Origin of the sequence: Periweissella fabaria (assembly GCF_918814575.1) — a bacterium.
GTDB lineage: Bacteria > Bacillota > Bacilli > Lactobacillales > Lactobacillaceae > Periweissella > Periweissella fabaria.
The window spans coordinates 1-20,361 of sequence record NZ_CAKKNS010000005.1; the positions used below are offsets into that span (position 1 = coordinate 1).

The 20,361-nt window shown below is 39.0% G+C and carries 20 protein-coding genes; 3 read left to right on the top strand and 17 right to left on the bottom strand.

Annotated features, from left to right (window positions below):
• The 6 genes from LQZ75_RS05980 to yjeM all read right to left on the bottom strand — a co-directional run.
• The coding region (locus tag LQZ75_RS05980) for a Cna B-type domain-containing protein (RefSeq protein ID WP_230096927.1) at window positions 1-2,595 on the bottom strand (2,595 nt) is incomplete at its 3' end.
• Between the two features lie 274 nt (window positions 2,596-2,869).
• A complete protein-coding gene (gene aroE / locus LQZ75_RS05985; protein ID WP_230096928.1) occupies window positions 2,870-3,667 on the bottom strand; it encodes a shikimate dehydrogenase in 798 nt (265 codons plus the stop codon).
• Complete coding sequence (locus LQZ75_RS05990) at window positions 3,660-4,181, bottom strand: shikimate kinase (protein ID WP_230096929.1); 522 nt, start codon at window positions 4,179-4,181, stop codon at window positions 3,660-3,662. Before LQZ75_RS05990 ends, aroE begins: the two co-directional genes overlap by 8 nt.
• A 14-nt stretch (window positions 4,182-4,195) precedes the next feature.
• Window positions 4,196-5,485: a 3-phosphoshikimate 1-carboxyvinyltransferase gene (gene aroA / locus LQZ75_RS05995; protein WP_230096930.1), complete on the bottom strand. Its 1,290-nt coding sequence runs from the start codon at window positions 5,483-5,485 to the stop codon at window positions 4,196-4,198.
• 14 nt (window positions 5,486-5,499) lie between these two features.
• A complete protein-coding gene (gene aroC / locus LQZ75_RS06000) occupies window positions 5,500-6,678 on the bottom strand; it encodes a chorismate synthase (RefSeq protein WP_230096931.1) in 1,179 nt (392 codons plus the stop codon).
• Between the two features lie 240 nt (window positions 6,679-6,918).
• Window positions 6,919-8,403: a glutamate/gamma-aminobutyrate family transporter YjeM gene (gene yjeM / locus LQZ75_RS06005; RefSeq protein ID WP_230096932.1), complete on the bottom strand. Its 1,485-nt coding sequence runs from the start codon at window positions 8,401-8,403 to the stop codon at window positions 6,919-6,921.
• 266 nt (window positions 8,404-8,669) lie between these two features.
• Between yjeM and LQZ75_RS06010 the strand changes: the two genes are divergently transcribed.
• Window positions 8,670-9,335, top strand: coding sequence for an MIP/aquaporin family protein (locus LQZ75_RS06010; protein WP_230096933.1), 666 nt, complete (start codon window positions 8,670-8,672; stop codon window positions 9,333-9,335).
• A gap of 215 nt (window positions 9,336-9,550) precedes the next feature.
• Entirely contained in the window at window positions 9,551-10,825 is a 1,275-nt protein-coding gene (locus LQZ75_RS06015; protein WP_230096934.1) for an MFS transporter, read from the top strand.
• Between the two features lie 45 nt (window positions 10,826-10,870).
• Here LQZ75_RS06015 and LQZ75_RS06020 read toward each other — a convergent pair whose 3' ends face one another.
• The 6 genes from LQZ75_RS06020 to LQZ75_RS06045 all read right to left on the bottom strand — a co-directional run bounded on the left by LQZ75_RS06020 (window position 10,871) and on the right by LQZ75_RS06045 (window position 15,130).
• A complete protein-coding gene (locus tag LQZ75_RS06020; protein ID WP_230096935.1) occupies window positions 10,871-11,260 on the bottom strand; it encodes a VOC family protein in 390 nt (129 codons plus the stop codon).
• Window positions 11,261-11,327: 67 nt separating this feature from the next.
• The gene (locus LQZ75_RS06025) at window positions 11,328-11,942 is read right to left on the bottom strand and encodes a response regulator transcription factor (protein ID WP_230096936.1); all 615 of its coding nucleotides are present in this window, start codon (window positions 11,940-11,942) and stop codon (window positions 11,328-11,330) included.
• Complete coding sequence (locus LQZ75_RS06030) at window positions 11,920-13,080, bottom strand: sensor histidine kinase (protein ID WP_230096937.1); 1,161 nt, start codon at window positions 13,078-13,080, stop codon at window positions 11,920-11,922. The genes LQZ75_RS06025 and LQZ75_RS06030 overlap by 23 nt, the downstream gene beginning before the upstream one ends.
• A 2-nt stretch (window positions 13,081-13,082) precedes the next feature.
• Entirely contained in the window at window positions 13,083-13,817 is a 735-nt protein-coding gene (locus LQZ75_RS06035; RefSeq protein WP_230096938.1) for an ABC transporter permease, read from the bottom strand.
• Window positions 13,818-14,699, bottom strand: a complete 882-nt coding sequence (locus tag LQZ75_RS06040; RefSeq protein WP_230096939.1) for an ABC transporter ATP-binding protein — start codon at window positions 14,697-14,699, stop codon at window positions 13,818-13,820. It abuts the gene before it with no gap.
• 164 nt (window positions 14,700-14,863) lie between these two features.
• Complete coding sequence (locus LQZ75_RS06045) at window positions 14,864-15,130, bottom strand: metal-sensitive transcriptional regulator (RefSeq protein WP_230096940.1); 267 nt, start codon at window positions 15,128-15,130, stop codon at window positions 14,864-14,866.
• 254 nt (window positions 15,131-15,384) lie between these two features.
• Here LQZ75_RS06045 and LQZ75_RS06050 point away from each other — a divergent pair, with 254 nt between their 5' ends.
• Window positions 15,385-15,687 (top strand): rhodanese-like domain-containing protein, encoded by a 303-nt coding sequence (locus tag LQZ75_RS06050; protein WP_230096941.1) that lies wholly within the window; start codon window positions 15,385-15,387, stop codon window positions 15,685-15,687.
• 55 nt (window positions 15,688-15,742) lie between these two features.
• On the opposite strand, the gene LQZ75_RS06055 is transcribed toward LQZ75_RS06050, so the two are convergent.
• From LQZ75_RS06055 to menD, 5 genes are all read right to left on the bottom strand, one after another.
• Window positions 15,743-16,141 carry a Rossmann-fold NAD(P)-binding domain-containing protein gene (locus LQZ75_RS06055; RefSeq protein WP_230096942.1) on the bottom strand — a complete coding sequence of 133 codons (399 nt, stop codon included), beginning with the start codon at window positions 16,139-16,141 and terminating at the stop codon, window positions 15,743-15,745.
• Between the two features lie 81 nt (window positions 16,142-16,222).
• A complete protein-coding gene (locus LQZ75_RS06060; RefSeq protein ID WP_230096943.1) occupies window positions 16,223-16,744 on the bottom strand; it encodes an NUDIX hydrolase in 522 nt (173 codons plus the stop codon).
• Window positions 16,745-16,798: 54 nt separating this feature from the next.
• The gene (gene menC / locus LQZ75_RS06065; protein ID WP_230096944.1) at window positions 16,799-17,896 is read right to left on the bottom strand and encodes an o-succinylbenzoate synthase; all 1,098 of its coding nucleotides are present in this window, start codon (window positions 17,894-17,896) and stop codon (window positions 16,799-16,801) included.
• The gene (gene menH, locus LQZ75_RS06070; RefSeq protein ID WP_230096945.1) at window positions 17,880-18,683 is read right to left on the bottom strand and encodes a 2-succinyl-6-hydroxy-2,4-cyclohexadiene-1-carboxylate synthase; all 804 of its coding nucleotides are present in this window, start codon (window positions 18,681-18,683) and stop codon (window positions 17,880-17,882) included. The genes menC and menH overlap by 17 nt, the downstream gene beginning before the upstream one ends.
• Complete coding sequence (gene menD, locus LQZ75_RS06075; protein WP_230096946.1) at window positions 18,676-20,361, bottom strand: 2-succinyl-5-enolpyruvyl-6-hydroxy-3-cyclohexene-1-carboxylic-acid synthase; 1,686 nt, start codon at window positions 20,359-20,361, stop codon at window positions 18,676-18,678. The genes menH and menD overlap by 8 nt, the downstream gene beginning before the upstream one ends.

Genomic DNA, 20,361 nt, shown 5'->3' on the forward strand with positions numbered 1-20,361 from the left:
TACTGGTGTCGTTGGATCGGTTGGTTCCTTTGGATCTACCGGTGTAGTTGGATCGGTTGGTTCCTTTGGATCTACCGGTGTCGTTGGATCGGTTGGTTCCTTTGGATCTACCGGTGTCGTTGGATCGGTTGGTTCCTTTGGATCTACTGGCTTAGTTGGATCGGTTGGTTCCTTTGGATCTACCGGTGTCGTTGGATCGGTTGGTTCCTTTGGATCTACTGGCTTAGTTGGATCGGTTGGTTCCTTTGGATCTACTGGTGTCGTTGGATCGGTTGGTTCCTTTGGATCTACCGGTGTAGTTGGATCGGTTGGTTCCTTTGGATCTACCGGTGTCGTTGGATCGGTTGGTTCCTTTGGATCTACTGGCTTAGTTGGATCGGTTGGTTCCTTTGGATCTACTGGCTTAGTTGGATCGGTTGGTTCCTTTGGATCTACCGGTGTCGTTGGATCGGTTGGTTCCTTTGAATCTACTGGCTTAGTTGGATCGGTTGGTTCCTTTGGATCTACTGGCTTAGTTGGATCGGTTGGTTCCTTTGGATCTACTGGCTTAGTTGGATCAGTTGGTTCCTTTGGATCTACTGGCTTAGTTGGATCAGTTGGTTCCTTTGGATCTACTGGCTTAGTTGGATCAGTTGGTTCCTTTGGATCTACTGGTGTCGTTGGATCAATAACTGGATCTTGTGGATCGACTGGTGTTATTGGGTTAACTGGTAGATTATTCGTAATCGTAATGTGATTATTGATATCTATTGGACTATCAACTTCATCATAGCCAGTCACACCAACTTCTTTAGCTGAATAAATAATTTTTTGACCAGCAGCATACATTGGTAAATTGTTCCATTCACCCTGCCAACCTGTTGATGCAGAAAGTATAATTGGTTCACCAATTACTTGGTTACCGTTATATAACTGCACTTGAATTTGTTGTGGACGTTTACCATCTTTATTATCTTGGTCATTCCATTGCTTATTAACGGTCACATGCATCAATATTGGTGAATAGCTGTTCGTAATTGTGTAATTATTCTGAGCTGTCCCGTCATTTGAAGTGTACTTAGCTGCAATGCCAACTTCTTTAACTGTGTAAACAATTTTTGCACCAGTTGCTGTTTCAATTGGTAACCCAGCAAAAGCATCATTTTTAGTCCATGTATTATTGTTAGTTGCATTGTCAGCCGTTAAAGTTACTTGTTTTTGAGTATCTTGGCCATCTGCATATAACGCAAACGTTACTTCATTAGGGCGGATACCGTCTTGGTTATCAGCATCATCCCAAATTTTAGTAACTGGAATATTCATTGTTTGCAAAGTATTAGTAAGATTGTAATTACTATTGGCATCACCACCACTCGCAACATACCCTACCGGTACCATATCTTCTTGTACCATGTAGACATGTTTTGTAGAATCTGGTTTATAAATATCTAACTTACCAAAGTTATAGCGCCAATTGGTTTCTGCACTGATTACTTTGGAAGCAATTTTAACGCCATCTTGTAATAAATTGATGGTTACTTGGCTAGGTCGAGTCCCATATCCATTATCTTGGTCATCCCAAATTTTTGTACCACGAATACTTGTAGTGGTCTCGGCATCACCACCAGCCTTATTTGAAGCGGTAGCATTTGTGACCTCATTAATTACAACGCCGGTTTGATTATCAGTCGCACTCAATGTACCTGAATTACCATAAGCACCTGCAAAACCATCATCTGTAATTTTAGTACTGTAATACACTAAGACGGTTTTATTAGTAGCGGGTATGCTAATTGAAAAATGTTGTGGATCAGTAATATTTGTTTGTGCACTCGTTAATGGCTCAAAATTACCAAATTCGTTACCATCTGCTGAAGGATCTTTATGTGGTACGGTACCAATGCTAATTGAGTCATTAATCAATGCTTGATTAGGTCCAATGGCATCCGTATATTTGAGATTTTGTAAGTCTTTTTGTGCATAGTTCAAACGCACTACCCAATTAATCTTAGAGGGATCTTGCGGATCAAAATTTCCGACCTTAACAAGAACTTCATTTGCATTAGGACCAGTAACCGCATCAATGGTTGTTTTGGTTGCTGTCGCCTTTGTACCCCAATCTAAATCAACTGGCGTTACCGTTGTAGTAGACGTTCTTATTGTCTGTACATCCCACTGCACATCCAAAAAAAAGCGACCATCGATACCAGCATTAGCATGTTCTTGTGCATAGTCTGTAAAGGTAAACGTTATCTTCTTAGTTAGCGGATCTGCTTGACCTGTGGCAACTGTGTTCCCGTGCCCATCATCCAAGTTAAACTTAATTACGGTTTGTAATTTTAATTGACTTGGTAGATTTACAACCATTGTATCTCCGGTATGCAAATCAGTTGTGCCCTCGGGAATCGCATATGTCCACTGGGCCCTCATATTTTGATGGATTTGGAATTTATCTTGATCCGCACCACTACTATCGGTTAATTTCCCGGAAGTAATAAAACTATCGCCCCAATCTTTATGATTGGAACTACTATCAGCAAATACTGCTATCGGGGTTGCTATTAGTGTGCTAAGGATTGTTAATAATCCAATTAGCGCACTCATTTTTTTATACATACATTTCCTTCCTTTCATGTGTGTGTCGTATATTTTCAGTCTTCTCGCACCAATTTATTCAAAATGATATTTTTCATCGCGTTAAATCGTAAATTAATTATCAACTTACATAAAAAATTTAACTTAACTTTATTTTATAAACGTAGTTTTAAAGACGACAAATTGTATAATATCACAAATTAATTTATTTTTTAATAGAAAATAAATTAATTTTTACACAAAAATAAAAAGAAGTATATTTTATTAAAAATATACTTCTTTTATAATTTTTTATTTATAAATATAATTCCATACTTTTGATATCAGCAATTTTATCATGCCAAATTTTAAAACTATGGGCTCCTTGCATAACTAACATCGGTAGCCCACTCATCGTTTGATGTTCAGTTTTTCGTGCATACTCTAAAAACCTAGTCTGTGCGTGTCGGTATACTAAATCAATTACCAGCGCATTTGCTTTCAATAATTCAAAATCAGCTTCGGATAACACACTAACATTATCGTGTAAACCAACACTAGTCGCATTAATCAATAAATCGACTGACTCTAACTGCGTGAGAAGCTGACTTAATGGTTGTAATTCTAAGCCAAACAATGCGGCTAATTGAGCTTTGTGTTCATCAAACGCTGGACTCTCACGATTGAAAACTTGGATATTCACAGTTAGCGGGGCCGCCCCAATTATTGCTTTAGCCGCTCCACCTGCCCCAATTATTGCCACATTAATTAGCTTTTCAATTTCTGGCACACTTTGCCAAAAACCACTGCCATCCGTCGAGAATCCGATTAGCTTACCATCAACATTTTTAACGGTATTAACCGCTTGAATTTTGGCAGCCGTTACATCAAGTTCATCTAAGAATGGAATAATCGTCTGCTTAAACGGCGTAGTTACATTAAAACCCGCTACATTACTTTTTCGTAAACGTGCCATGATTGCTGATAACTTCTCACCATGGTCATTCAGTAACTGATAGGTTGCATTTAGCTTAGCACTTTTTATTGCGGCCATCTGCATACGCGGGGACTTTGAATGTGTAATCGGATCACCGATTAAGCCATACTTATCCATGCGTTTTACCTCGATTTAATTTGTTTATAATTTGTTCGACAATTGTTGTCGGTGTTTTTCCATTTGTATCAATACTCAAATCAGCAACAGTATGATAGTGCTTTTGTCGCATTTGCCATAAGTGATGCAAGTCGTTTCTCGAAAGTTTGGTTACCAATGGTCTTGCATTCGTATCTCCAATTAAGCGCTTAATATTAACCTCAAAGTCACTAACCAAATACACTACAAAATAATTACTATCAGTCATCAATTCACGACTAATCGGTAACGTCACAATTCCACCACCGCTACTTATCACGGCATTGGGCTTAGCTAGTTGCTTTTTTAAAATTTGGTATTCAGCAATTCGAAATTGTTCTTCCGAAAACTGGTGCATATATGTCCCAGGTGTTGCCCCCATCGTCATAGTAAATTCATAATCTAAATCAACAAATGGTTGTCCTAACTGCTGCGCTAACAATTGGCCAACGGTCGTTTTACCGACCCCCATAAAGCCAACTAATATAATTTGCATCTTTACTCCTATGCTTAATGCATTAAATGTTCTAAATCTTTAAAAAATGTTGGATAAGAGATACCAACACTATCTGGATCAACTAACGTTACATCGCCTTCTGTGATTAAAGCCGCTACACTTAACATCATTGCAATCCGATGATCACCATGTCCATTAAGTAATGTTGCCCTCTTAACACTTAACTTACTTGGACCATTAATAATAAACCCATCAGGCGTTGCCGAGATGTCAGCCCCTAATTTTTGTAACTCGGTTGTCACTGCTGTAATTCGATTTGTTTCTTTCACAGCTAATTCTTCAGCGCCAGATATGATTGTTTGGCCTTTAGCTTGCGTTGCTGCTAACGCAATAATTGGTAACTCATCAATCAAGGTTGGGACTTCAATTGACTCAATTGTCGTGGCCTTTAACCCTAATTCCGTAATGACTTTAACATTCGCCATTGGCTCCGCTGCCGTTAATTTTTGTAATTCAATATGCGCATTCATTCTAGTCAACACATCAATTATACCAGCTCTAGTTTTATTTATATTAACTTTTTCGAGGTTTATAACACTATTAGGTACAATTGTTCCTGCAACCATCCAAAAAGCAGCTGCTGATATATCAGCTGGGACTTCAATCTTACTAGGACGCAGTATTTGATTACCAGTAATCTTAAATGTCATCCCCGTATGTACTAATTGAATTCCAAAGTCAGGTAGCATTTGTTCAGTGTGATCGCGCGTCTTGAATTTATCCGTAATGGTCGTTGTAACCCTTGCAACTAAGCCCGCTAAAAGGACTGCATTTTTTACTTGGGCAGACCCAATTGGTAATGCGAAATTAATTGGTTGTGCGTTAATCCCATGTATCATCGTCAAAGGTAAATGCCCATCATTACTCTTAAATTTAGCTCCTAATGCACTTAATGGCGTAATGATTCGTTGCATTGGCCGAGTTGATAAGCTGGCATCCCCTATAAATGTTACTGGTAAATTCAATCCCGCAAAGACACCAGCTAATAATCGGGTTGATGTCCCTGAGTTACCCATATCTAATACCAAATTTTGAGGGCGTTTAAAATTTTGCATTCCCGGGCTATCTACCAAAATCGTATCATCACGCTGAATAAAATTAACCCCCAAAGGACGTAAGGCATTCATCGTACTCGTAATATCTGCTGAAGTTAAGGGACTCTTAATCTCAGTTATCCCTTGAGCTAATGCACCTAAAATCAAAGCTCGATGGGTGATACTCTTATCACTCGGTCCGCGTAAGCTACCGTGTAATCCACTGACTGCATGTTTTAAGTTTTGCACCGCTCTATTCTCCCTTAAAAGTTCTTAATTTCTGTCCGATAAGCCGCCAACTGTTCTTGCAAACGTTCCAAGTTATCAGTATCAAATTTATCTAAAATTGCTTTAGCTAGTTCAATTGCTACCATATGTTCAGCAATTACTGCTGCGGCCGTCACTGCTGTTGTATCAGACCGTTCAATACTTGCCCTATGCTCCGTATGTGTATCAATATCTACTGAGCGCATTGGTTGGTACAAGGTTGGAATTGGCTTAACAACACCTCGTACGACAATCATTTCACCCGTTGTCATACCACCTTCAAAGCCTCCCATATTATCACTTGCACGATAAAAACCTTGTTCTTCATTCCACAAAATTTCATCCATTACTTGACTACCAAATAACTGAACATGATCAAATGCTTCGCCAAAGTCAACTGCTTTAAACGCGTTAATGCCAACAATTGCCCGCGCAATCTTAGCATCTAACTTAGTATCAGCACTAACATATGAGCCTAATCCTGCTGGGACACCCGTCGCTAAAACTTGTACCATACCACCAACAGTATCTCGATTTTGCTTCGTTTCATCTATTAACTTTTGCATTTGCACATCCGTCTGAGCATCTAAAGCCCGGGTTGCGAACCCTTCAGTCACCTCACGTACTTCGGCCAGTGATTTATACTGTGTTAATACTTGGGCATCGCCTTTAACAGGACCGACACTTAAGACAAAGCCATGCACATCAATCCCCAGTTCTCGTAAAAGTTTTTTAGCAACTGCTCCGACAGCAACGCGCATCACTGTTTCTCGGGCTGACGAACGTTCCAAAACATTACGTAAATCATCTTGGTGTCGATATTTCATACCGCCAATTAAATCTGCGTGTCCTGGCCGTGGACGTAGAACTTTACGGAGGGTGTTTTCAGGTGTCGCTGGCTCATCAGGTGCCATAATTGCAGTCCAGTTATTATGATCATCATTATGTACATTCAAAGTAATTGGTGACCCTATCGTCATTTGATGCCGGACACCAGACATAAATGTAACCGTATCAAATTCAATTAACTGCCGACCACCACGACCATACGCATGTTGGCGTCGTGCTAATTCCTGATTAACATCTTCACTAGTAATATGTAATCCTGCTGGAATACCTTCAATAATGGCAATTTCTTCTGGCCCATGACTTTCACCCGCCGTTGTATATCGCATATTTTTCTCCTTAGACCTTATATCTTTAATTACTAGATTATAACAAATTACCAAACTTATTTGGATAGACGTACTTAGACAGTTATATTTACAAATAGCGTGCTAAACCTTTAGCTAACCTCAACGTGCTCTGTAGGTCAGTCATCTAGGCGTATACAAAAAAATCCCCTAGTGCGTTGCACCAAGGAATTTTTTCTAGTACGCTACGATGTCTAAACGACCCACAGAGCACTCTGTATTTTATAACTTACCATGTTTCTTTTCAGCAATTTCAAACATAATCCAAGCCATCAATCCAAAGACGATTGGGCCAGCTAATGTCCAAATACCACTGAAGTAATCATGTTGTTGGAATGGTTGAATAATTGTTAAACCAATTGAAACAATAATCAACGCATCAGTAATGATGGTTACAATCCATGTTGAAGTTTGTGATTTGTAGAAAATAAATGGCCGTTCAATATCCTTTAAATTCTTGAAGAATGGGAAAGCCAATACCAAGAATACATATGGAAGTGATGACGCCACATTACCCATGTTAGTTAACACGAGGTAAAGTTGTGATGCGTTCTTACCACCAAATGAAATTAAAAGGACAAGCACTGCTACGATGATGGCTTGTGCCCAAACGGCAGCAGCAGGTACACCGTGCTTGTTTAATTCAGTAATCTTCTTAGGCCATACTTTAGCAGGTGTTCCCAAGATAAATGACTTCAATGGGGCAAACGTCAAGACGAAGAATGAACCCATGTAAGCCAAGAACATTGAAATACCCGCAAAACGAGCAAAGAAGTTACCCATCGTTACCATACCACCATGTGATAAACCAAGGACGCTACCAAATTGATAACCTAAGTTGTTCATCAAGACATACACGATGTTACCCAAGTTAGCAGCTTTATCGTGACTTAAATCAGTCCAGTTAGTCGTTGCACCCCATAAAAGAATTGAAAGAGCGTAACCAATCCCAATAATGGCTGTGGCAAAAATAGTTGCCTTAGGGTAGTTCTTTTCTGCATGATCAACATCGTCAATGATCCCACCCATTTGTTCCAATCCAGCATAAGCAAAGATGGCGTAAAGAGCAAAGGCAATCATTTCTGGCACCGTTGTAAAACCTGGAGCCGTTGATACGATAAATGATTTGGCGTGAATTGGTTCAGCAAAGTGACCACCATGTGCGAACACGACAATCAATGAGATAACCAATAAAATACCATTCAATGCCATAACGGCAGTTCCACCAATTGCGGAAATTCGCGAAATTGATTTAACCCCGTTAGTAACAAAGAAGGCTACAACTAAAACAAACAAGACTGCTAAAATTCCGATGGTCTTACCACTACCGAGTCCGAAAAGTGACCAGCTACCAGTAGTATCATGACCTGAAATTAAAGTTGCTAATGGAATCCATACTTTTTGTGAAATGGTAATCATCCAGATAACCCAAGATGCCAATCCAATAAAAGTTACGATAAATGAAATTTTCTTACCTAAAGAACGTTCCATCCATGAGTAGATTCCACCCTTTGCCTCTTTCAATGCTGAACCATATTCAGCGTACATCATTGAAGTTGGCAAGAAGAATAAAATAGCACCCAAGATATACCAAATAATTGAAGCATATCCCATTTGTTCAAATGCAATCGGACCATTGGCAAAACCAAAGATCGTCGTAAACATCATCAACACAAGGGCACCTAAACCAATCCGTTTTTTGTCCATATGCTTATTTACTCCTTAAACTACATATATACAATTATCAAAAACAATATGATAATATTACTCTTTTTTCTAACTTTACGTAAACAGAAACTATTAAATAGCCTTAATTTACGCGTATTTATATCAAAAATTTAATCATTGTTAACATTTAATGTTAGTTGCATTGGTATTTTCTAATGAAACTGTGCAATTCACACTATTCATAGTTTTATGGTAGAATAATAACTGCATATTGTAGAATATATTTTATTAAAGGGGAATTATTTATGCGTAATTATTTTGCCGAATTTATCGGTACTTTTATGTTGATCTTTATTGGTACAAGCGTTGTTGTTATCGGTAACACTGCTGCTACACCGGTTGGTACATTAGGAATCGGGTTAGCTTTTGGATTAGTTATTACTGTTATGGCCATCACAGTTGGTGGTATTTCAGGTGGTCACTTTAACCCAGCAGTTACTTTAGCTATGGTTATCAATCGTCGTCTTGACATGCGTGAAGGCTTGTTCTACGTTGTATCACAATTTATCGGTGCTATTGTAGCTTCTGGTGTTGTATCAATGTTAGTACGTGCTTTAAAATTACCAGTTCATGCTTTAGGTCAAACTGACTTCCCAAAAATCACTAGCATGGATGCATTTTTTGTTGAAACATTGGCAACTTTCTTATTTATTTTTGTTATTGTAATTGTTACTAGCCAACGTTTTGGTAACCCTCAACTTGCACCATTTGCAATTGGGCTTACACTTGCGCTCCTAATTATGGCTACCCTTAACTTAACTGGGGCTTCATTGAACCCAGCTCGTAGTTTTGGACCTGCTATTATTGCCGGTGGTTCAGCTTTATCACACTACTGGGTTTACCTTATTGCACCATTACTTGGTGGGGCTTTAGCTTCATTTGTTGGTATTTTAATGGGTGCCGAAAAATAATTTTAAAAAGACTGAATTTTCAGTCTTTTTTTTACGTATTTTTATAACCATACTAGCTTTCTGTATTTAATAAGATTTTCCAAAAAGTAAATTTTTCATAACGCCGCCAAATATATATTGCTATTTTATTTTGATTGTGCAAGAATGATACGAATATCGTTTTGACATGAAAAAATAACTAATGCCTGTGAGCATTCATTTTGGAGGATAGTATTTTGAATAATCAATCTCAAGACCACGCGTTAACAACTAACCAGAAATGGACAATTGCGTCAACTTCAGCAGGGTTTGCGTTAGAAAACATGGATGTCATGTTCCTATCGTTTGCCTTGTCATCAATCATTGCGAGCCTCCACATTAGTGGTGCGCAAGCTGGATTAATCGCAACTGTTACTAATCTTGGTATGTTAGCGGGTGGTATTTTATTTGGTTTAATCGGTGACCGCTTTGGTCGCGTTAAAACCTTTACCTATACTGTCTTCATCTTCGCTTTTGCAACAGCAGCCATGTACTTTGCTGATAACATTCAACTCATTTACTTATTCCGCTTTATTGCCGGAATTGGTGCCGGTGGTGAATATGGTGTTGGTATTACTTTAATTGCGGAAAGCTTTGCTGCTAACAAGATTGGTAAGATGACGTCAGTTGCAGCCATTGGAGGGCAAATTGGGGCGGTACTTGCAGCCATTGCAGCGGCCTTTATTATCCCCGCTTTTGGTTGGAATGCCTTGTTCTTAATCGGTCTAGTACCAGTTATTCTTACGTACTTCATCCGTCGTAACTTACACGAAAGTGATGCATTCGTTACTAGTCACCAAAAAACAGCTGATACTAATACTAAGCAACCCGTTCGGATCTCAAGTATGTTCAAAACACCCGGCATTGCATTCCAAACAATTGCTTTGATGATTATGGTTGTGGTCCAAATTGCTGGTTACTTTGGTTTAATGAACTGGTTACCAACCATTATGCAACACAAATTAAACTTAACCGTTTCAGGATCATCAGTTTGGATGATCGCCACAATTGTTGGGATGAGTATTGGAATGTTAGTCTTTGGTAACATCTTAGACTTCTTTGGTCCTCGTCGGGCCTTTGGAATTTTCCTACTTGGCTCTGCGGTTTCGGTTTTTGCCATTACTTTAGCTAATAATGAAGCAACCATGCTAATTGCTGGGGCCATTCTTGGATTCTTCTCAAACGGAATGTTTGGTGGTTATGGTGCTGTCATCAGCCGCCTTTACCCCACTGAAATTCGGGCAACTGCTAACAACGTGATTGTTAATACTGGTCGGGCTATCGGTGGTTTCTCATCATTAGCCATCGGAATCTTGATGGATCACTACACATTGCCAGTTGTCATGGGCTGTCTTTCAGCAATGTACATCATCAGCTTTGTCGTAATGCTTTCAATTCCTGGCTTACGTAAATTAAGTACCCACGCTCACCACGAAGTTGCCCCTAAAGCAACGACAGTTGAAGCAAATTAAATAAATAAAAATGAGGTTCTTGCTAATGCAAGGACCTCATTTTTATTAGACAATTTCACACACTTCAATAACTTCGCGGTTTGGACCATAGAATTTAAAGATGCGCGTCCCATTATCCCAAAAAGTCGGAATATCTTGGATGCCTGGTTTAACAAATTCTAAGTTCATGGCAACCGCTGCTTCATAGGCGCCTTCAATGTCATTAGTATCCATACAAAAATGGTTGATGGCACCATCTGCAGCGACAACTTCACCACCATCCCACGCTTCAATCGTTAAATGACCAAATTGTAAAAACGCAAAATGCTTAGGGCCATTTTCAAACCGGCCTAAAACTTGAAAGCCTAATTGTTCATAAAAGGTAATTGTTGCAGCTAAATCGTTTGTTGGAATCCCAATGTGTTGGAAATCCGTCATGAAATCTTTTAATGCCATCGTCGCTATCTCATTTCTTTTTTCTATAGTATACAACTATCTCTCAACTAGCCTGGCTATAATTTATTTAAGTTTGCGATAGCCACTTATTGGTCTGGGCTATTTGGACAGCTTCAATTCGCGAATGGGCGCCAAGTTTACTTAAAATAGCGGAGATATAATTGCGGACTGTCCCATTGGATAAATGTAATTCATCGGCGATGGCTTGGGTATCTTGGGCGGACTGCAATAATTGTAAGACACTAATTTCCCGTTCCGTCAATGGATTTTTGGTTGCCTGATACATACCAATAACCAATTGTGGCTCATATATAATTTGCCCTTCGAGGACTTGATGAAGGGTTGCGATTAACTTATCACTCGGGCTATCTTTTAGCAGATACCCATTTACCTTGGCTGCTAATGCTTGTTCAAAATACGTTGGTTGGGCAAAAGTTGTTAAAATCACAATTTTGATATCTGGGCGAGCTTGCCGTAATTGATCGGCGATGGCTAGACCACTAATACCAGGTAATTCAATATCTAAAATTGCGATATCAATGTCAGCAATCAATAGGTCAGCTAAAGCATCGTTTCCGTTAAGCGCACTGCCGATAACTTGTAAATCTTCCTCTAAATTAAGAATAGTAATCAACGCTGATTGGAGCATTGCTTGGTCTTCAGCTAAGTACAGTTTTATCATCTGAAATCTCCATTGGTAACTGACAAGTTATGGTCGTTGCATATTTATCCGAGTTAATCGTTAAATGGCCCGCCACTTGGTTAACTCGTTCGTACATTCCTTTAATACCATTACTTTGAGTGGTATTATCAACAATTTTACTGCCATTATCACTAATTTTTAGTTCAAAACTTTTTTCTAAGTTAGTAAAGTACATATCAACCTTACTAGCCTCACTATGGCGAATGATATTAGTGACGGCTTCCTGGATAATTGCCCCAAATAAAACTTGTTGTTCACGGGGCCAACCACTACTAATTGCCTCGGTATGCGTTTGACATTTAATTCCTACTTGCTCAAGATTAGCGACTTGTTCTACCAATACTTCCGCAATATTTTTTTGCTTTAACGCCCGTACAATGTTACGAACTAATTGTAAATTTTCCCGCGACATTTGTTCAATTTCGGCTAATTGTGCTTGCGTAGCAGTTGTCTGCTGTTTGGCTAATAATTTACTAGCTAACTCCGTTTTAACGGTAATCATTGAAAATGATTGTCCCAGGGTATCATGGAGCTCACGAGCGATACGATTCTGTTCTGCCCGTTTAACGATATCAGTTAAGCGGGCATTATTTTGTTCCAAATACTTACCCTTTTCCCAACTTTTGCGGGCCGAATTGGCTACCACAGGGGCTGCTACCATGAACATACTAAGAAAGAGCAGCCCTGGAATATCATCATTAGTAAACCAAGTATGCTGCATGCTAACTTGCCAACCGATTCCGATAAATTCTAATCCCAATGCGCCATAATAAATACTAAATAGTGCCCGTCGTTGCGGTTTAGTTATCGGGATTGAACCAATAATAAAGGCCGAAAATAAAATCATGCCATAAACGTTGTACACAAACTGAAAATAAAGTGCGATCATCATTTGGATGACTAACATTGTCTGCATCATCCCAGTATGCTGATATAATTTTCGATAACTTAAATAAAAGCCCCCCAACAATACCCATCCCAACCAACATAGCGATAGTGGTGCCTGAGAATTTAATAAGGCACTGATTGGGAAAATCAACCATAACAAATAAAAATATGGTAGTGCCCCTTCAGTACGATCAAATAAAATATAGCGCGTGAGTAATTTTTTTTGCATGTTTATTTACCAATTTTTCTTTTTTGGATTACAGCCAATCCTATCATAAAAATAATAAACCATCCGCCCAATTTAAGGCCACTATTTAAAATGGCCCCGTGTTGCGTTAATACTTTAATAATGACATCGCTCATTAAATATTGTGGCGTTAACTTACCAATCCCTTGCACCCACGTTGGTAACATATTAATTGGCCACCACAATCCTGAAATAATCGCTAACGGAAAGACTAACAAATTACCAACAGCATCAATATTTTTAGACCTGACGATTAAGCCAATGATTGCCCCCGCTAATAAAATTGGTATTTGGACTAAAATTACAGCTACTAATGTTAACCAAATTTGGCCAATGGTGATATTAATGTGATTCACACCAATCGCCAGGAACAAAATTAATAGTGCTGCGGTTAAATTCATAATCGTGGTTAATAATCCCAATGAGATGAAATAACTTTTTCTACTTGCTGGCATCAACGTTAACAATTCCTGAAAGTTATTTGCTTGATCTTCATTTAGTAATCGCGCTAATGAAAAAAATGCAGTAATGCTAATACTATACACCAACATGCTAATTGCATAGCTTTGCAAAAATACCGTCGGTGCCTGTTTTAGGAGTATTTTTGTGAATAATAAATAAAAAACGGCCGGCATTAATAAATTAAAAAACACAAAACTTTTATTCCGTAAATAATCACGTTTAAAATCAAACGTAAATTGGTTTATTAAGGCTGTCATTTATTTTCCCTCCAACATATTCGTCATAATTTCTGTTAAAGATGTCGCTTTAATTTGTAAGCCTTTAAATGTTGGTATTTGCTCATAATACATTTGTAACCACGTATCACTATTAGTAACTTCGACTTTGTAATGATTACCAAGCTGAGACCAATTTAAAATATTTTGATCAGTATTAAATGCCGCACCTAATTTTTGTTCACTTTCAAAATCGACTACCGTTTTATTAATTTGCTGTTGAAGTTCAATTAACGTGCCATCAAAGGTCAATTGACCGCGCTTTAAAATCAAAAGTCGATTTGCAGTATCGGCAATTTCATCTAAATAATGACTTGTCACAATAATCGTTGTCCCAGTTTGTTGGAGTTGGCGAACGTAATCCCAAAAATGTTTACGATTTAAAACATCCATCCCCACGGTCGGTTCATCTAATAATAGTAATTGTGGCCGCCCAATAATTGCTAACCCAAATGATAAGCGCCGTTGCTGTCCACCTGATAATTCATTGATATATTGATTTTTTTGCGCACCTAAATTGGTGATTCTTAAAACTTCTTTCAGCGCTAATGGTTGCTGATATAAGGCATGTGCCCATTGTAAAATATCGTTAACTTTCACATTGCGCATCACTAAATCATTTTGCTGCATCACCCCAACAATTTGACGTAATTTAGCGGTTCCTGGTCGAGTATCAAAAATATTAATTTGCCCACTAGTGACTTGCTCTAACCCTAATAATTGTTTAATTAACGTACTCTTACCAGCGCCGTTTTCACCAATTAAACCGACTAACTCACTTGCCTGAATCGTTAGTGAAATATCTTTATTTGCGACTACGGCTGCATATTTCTTGGTCACATGTTGTAGTTCAATTACTGCCATACCGATTACCTCACGTATTTGATACCTTTAGTTTAGCTTTAACGATTTAGCAAAAACAGAACCATGTAACATCTCTTTAGATGACATTTGTCACATCATATACCACTATAGGTATATAAAAAGGTACGTAATTAACTTACACACCTTTTATAGTTGTTATATCACTATTTTTTGACAATCATATCAATCGCTTTTTGTAAAATCATTGCCTGTTCTTCATCATCAGCAACTGGGTTAGCAAGACAATTTTGTAAATTATCTGCCATAATTAATCCCATTGTCCGATCAATACTTGAACGGACCGCACTTAATTGCGTAATAATATCTACACAGTCATGGTCATCAGTAATCATATTTTGAATCCCACGAATTTGGCCTTCAGCGCGTTTCAATCGGTTTAGAATCGCTTTTTTATCATTCAATGCGTCCATTATTCTCTCCCGTACCTCTTTAGCTTATGGTTGTAATATACCAAATTTTACGTAACTTGCCAACTTTATCAGTTGTAAACACTTAGTTGACAAAATTCCTAGCTTTTAGTATTATACCCCCTATAGGTATTTTGTTAATAACAGACTAGTTTTGACATACAAAATCTGGATGGCGCATTTACGCTATATCATCGTGTTTTACCCAATAAATTACTTACTAATCTACCCTAGACTTTCATATAAGGAATTTTACAATGCTTACCAAACTTAATCATATTTCAACTGATGAACTTGCAACTAAACTAAACGATAACATCACTTTAATTGATGTCCGTGAACCATTAGAATTTGCAGCCGGCCACGTTGCTCAAGCAGTTAACGTACCTTTGAGTACTATTGATACTTATGACGGTGCTAAAGATGAAGCCGTGTATGTTTTCTGCCGATCAGGTAATCGTAGTCAACAAGCTGCTCATATCCTATCTGATATGGGTTACCAACCTATTAATGTTGATGGTGGGATCCTTAATTGGCATGGTGCGATTATTAGTGATTAAATCAGCTTAAGGTATTAAAAAAGCCGTAATGCAAATTGCATTACGGCTTTTAAGTTTAAGCGTATATTTCGTTTGTTGGTTCACCAGTTGTAAGGACGGCTTTAAAATTGGCAAAACTAATGGCAATTTTTTCAGCTAAACTAGCCTGACTGGCGGTCACTGGAATACGTGAAATCACTTGGTTTAAATCATCAGCTGCGTCAAAATCGAGGTAGTCACAAATAGTTGTACGGGTAAAAATGTACTTAATGCCCCATGCCGCTAATTGAGTTAACATCTCTCGATTCACCGGCGCATTATCTGCTAACAAAATTGCATTGGCACCTTGGGCTGTTACTAAATTTTGCATCGTTAATTCTTCAGTAACAAACTCCAAAACATACCCATCTTTATTCAACGCTTCAAACTGTGTTACTTCATCTTTATACACTTGATAACAAATAATTTTAAACATCTTTTTAAACTCCAAATCAATTACGTATGTGACGTTTTTAACATGCTCTATATTAGCACACTTACTTATGAATGCAAGTTATTACGCTAATTTGGTAGACCGGGCTTGCCACGCTAAATGCACTTCTTGTTCATATTTAGTCCCCCCCACGGGTGCCAATTGTTGTTGGGCTTGCGGTTGATTAAAAAAAGCAACTTGGGCAACCTCTTCATCTTGAACAGTCACATCCGTCAATGAAAAATCTAACTGAGCTACAAACCAATATTCAATCCAAGTTGTTTCAACTTGTCGATCAAATAACCGTAATTGTTCATTCTTTACTACTAACCCTAGCTCTTCTTGAATTTCACGAACCATGGCTACTTGAGGCACTTCACCAGCTAAAACGGAGCCACCAACTGAACAATCCCAAGCACCAGGAAAATTCAACTTATCAAAAGAACGCTGTTGTAATAATACTGATCCTGCTTGGTTAAATAAAAATGCATTAACAACCAAATGATACTCACCTGGTGCAAGTGATTCACTTCGTTGGCGACGGCCTATCTTATGTTCTTGTTGGTCATAAATATCCCACCATTCTTCCAACTTATCTGCTGGCATCCACTTCCTCCATCGTCATTGTTTCACATGAAACAATACTTATTTATAATCCACTTAATTAACTAGTAATTGGTCCACTGCGGTCCAATCAATCGTTACACCAAGCCCCGGTTTATTTGGTACGGGTAACTGCCCTGCAATTACGTGCGGTTGCTCAATAATAATATCTCGTACAAAATAGCGGTCACTTGCCGAACTATCACTTGGAAAAATATTAGCATGCGGCAACGTCGCTAAGGCTAAGTCAACTGCCCGACCAACCCCAGAACTAAGCATTCCGCCAATCCATGGTAGCACGGCTTCATTATTAGCAAGGTTAATGGCCGTCACGGTATCTGTAATCCCACCTATTTTGGCTTGTTTCAGCGTTAATGCTCCAACAGGCCCCGCAATTGCAGTTTGCACATCAGCTAAATTATTCAAGCTCTCATCAAGACTAATTTTTAAATGTTTTAATTGTTTTTGTAAATCAACATGGGCCTGCCATGCCTCAGCAGCAAATGGTTGTTCAAGCAAATATACGCCTGCTTGATCGAGTGCCTTGATCTTGTTTATATCCGTCATATCCCAACTAGCATTCGCATCGACTGAAAATAAGATCTGGGGATAGCATTGCACAATATGTTCAATCCATGTAATCGGTGTTACATGATTAAGCTTCAACTTAATTCGTTGATAACCGTGTTCAACTGCTGCTGTGACATTAGTCATCAATTCAGCTTCTGTCTTAGGAACTCCTAAAGCAATCCCCACTTTGACTTGGGTAACGTGATTTCCAAGCATCATTGCTAAAGATTGGTTTTTCAACTTGCCAAAGCCGTCCCAGATAGCCATCTCTAAGGCTGCTTTAGCAAATGACCATTGGGTTTGTGGTGCTAACCACGCAGCAAATGCTTGTGGATTAGCAATGGTTAATCCGATACTTTTGGGGATTAATTGATCGAGTGTTGCTAAAGAAATGGCATGTGTTTCCGCCGTGTAACTATCATCAGCAAATGATGCCACTTCCCCAATACCTTCAAGGCCATTAGTAAATGTAACTTTTAGTAAGCTAATTGGACGCTGCCATGTAATATCATGGGCCGTTTTAAATGGCGTCTTCAATTGCATCTCTAATTGGTACACCATGACATGCTTAATCGTTAAGGGCATTTAACGCCTCCGTAAATTGGACTGGTGCTTCAAAATGAATGTTGTGACCAACTCCTTCAATAATTTTTAATTGCGCCTGTGGTAAAGCGGCCAATAGTTTTGCGGCTAATCCTTGAAATTTAAGATCTCGTTGACCAACTAGCAAACTTACGGGCACTAATAATTGCGATAATGCTGGCCAATAATTAGGTTGCGCTCCCGTACCCATATAACGTAATGAATTAGCAACATTATTAGCCTGATGATTAACACGTTGTTGATGCATAAATGTTTGTTGGGCTTGTGGAAGTAACTTTTGACTTGCAAACATTGGTAAGGCTTCCCACGCTTGCACAAATGCTTCCATCCCCGCTGCTTCAATTCGGGCAGCTTTTTGGTTGTCGGCTAACTGTCGTTCAGTACGAGCAGTCATATCATCAATCCCCGCCGTTGCGCCTTCTAAGACTAATTGGGCAACTAATTCGGGATATGCTAAACCAAACCCTAACGCTAAGCGCCCCCCCATTGAATAACCAACTAAGTTAACGGGTGGTAAATCCAAGGTTTTGAAGAGACTTGCTAAACTTTGCGTTTGCTGTTTCATGTGAAACAAAGTACCATCTGACACCACTGGAGCATCCGGACCAAAGCCAAATAAATTAAGATACACGCACGTTCCACGAGGTTGAATCTGGGCAAAATCTGCCCCAGTGCCCATAAAACCATGCAAAAAGACCCACGTAGGGGCCCCACTTCCAGTAATTGTCACTTCATAAGGATAACCATCAACCATAACTTGCTTAGTCATTAAAAGCCGCCTTAATTTGGTCAATCAGTTGCCGATGGTCGCCAACATTTTTATCGCGATCACTTTTAATTTCAATAATTTTTAATTTATCGGCTGGCACACTAATCGTTTGAGCTAGTTGTTCCTTACTTGTAATTTCAAGATATTCGGCATCATATAACGCCGCAATTTTTTCAATTGATAAGTTCAAAGGTGTTCCAAACATTGGTTCAAAATAATCTTTGGCCGCTGCTTGGGGTAAGAATGAGAAAATTCCGCCACCGTTGTTATTAACAACAATAATCGTCATTGGTCGACCAGTTTGTTGGGCTAACATTAATCCATTCATATCATGAAATAATGTTAAATCGCCTGTCAATAAGTAAGCTGGATTACCACTCATCGCCATCCCAAAGGCACTTGATACCGTGCCATCAATTCCGTTCGCCCCACGATTAGCAAAGGCACGCACTGGATTTCGTGGTACAAAGTAATTATCCATATCCCGAATGGGCATTGAATTAGCGATAAAAATTTCTGCTCCATATGGTAATGCTTGTAATGCGACTGGTAAAGTTGCTTCGCTAAATTCCGCCTTAGCAACGGTTTGATTTAACGTATCTTTGACTTGTAACCAAGCAATTCCAAATGGATTTTCATCTGATTGTTCCCCGAATGATTGCATCGCTTCGAGTAATGTTTCTTCGTCACAGTTCAAAGTTAATTTTGCATATCGGGTATAGTCATGCCCGACAGAATCTTCGCCCACTTGGACTAAAGTGACATTATTTTGTTTCAACCAACCGCTCACGCGAGCTGATACTGGTGTCCCCCCAAAGCGAAAGACCACATCTGGTATCAAATCTGCCGCAATAACATCGGCTTCTAACAAAGCATCAATCCCATTGATGGCCCATTTATCCGGACGAACACTACTTAAAACATCAGCCAATACCGGTACTTTTAACAATTCAGCTAAATCACGTACTAAGACCGCCTTCGTATCCATCCGGCCCTCCGCTGGTCCAGCCATAATTAATACCTTACTTTGCTTCATTAACATCACAAATTCTTCGATGTTATTTTTTTGTGGCGTCCGAGCACTTGCTAAAATATTATGCCGCTTAATATTTGGCCATGCTTCACCTAAATCGGGCATTAACGGTTTGCGTAATGGAAGATTGATTTGAACAACGCCCGCTGGTGCCGTAGCCGCAATATTAACTAACTGTTGGACATGATAATCAATGTATTCGGTCACATTAGCGTTATCATCTTGCAAGGTAATTTGGGCAAATTCCTTAGCATGTGTCCCATACATCTTTACTTGATCAATTGTTTGCGCTGCCCCAATGTTTTGTAATTCTTGTGACCGATCAGTTGTTAAAACAATCAACGGTACATGGGCAATCTTAGCTTCTGCAATCGCTGGAAAGTAGTTTGCCGTAGCCGTTCCCGAAGTAGCTAATAAGACAACTGGCCATGATTTTGTCTTGGCTAATCCCAAGGCAAAGAACCCTGCTGACCGCTCATCAACATCAATTGTAATGCGAATATTGGCATCATTGTGGGCCAATTCAGCCAATAATAAAGCGATTGGGGTCGTTCGTGAACCTGGTGATACGACAAAATCGCGAACTCCTTGGGTAACTAAGGCCATCAATAAGTGTTTAATATTATTCGTTAAAGTTGCATTCAT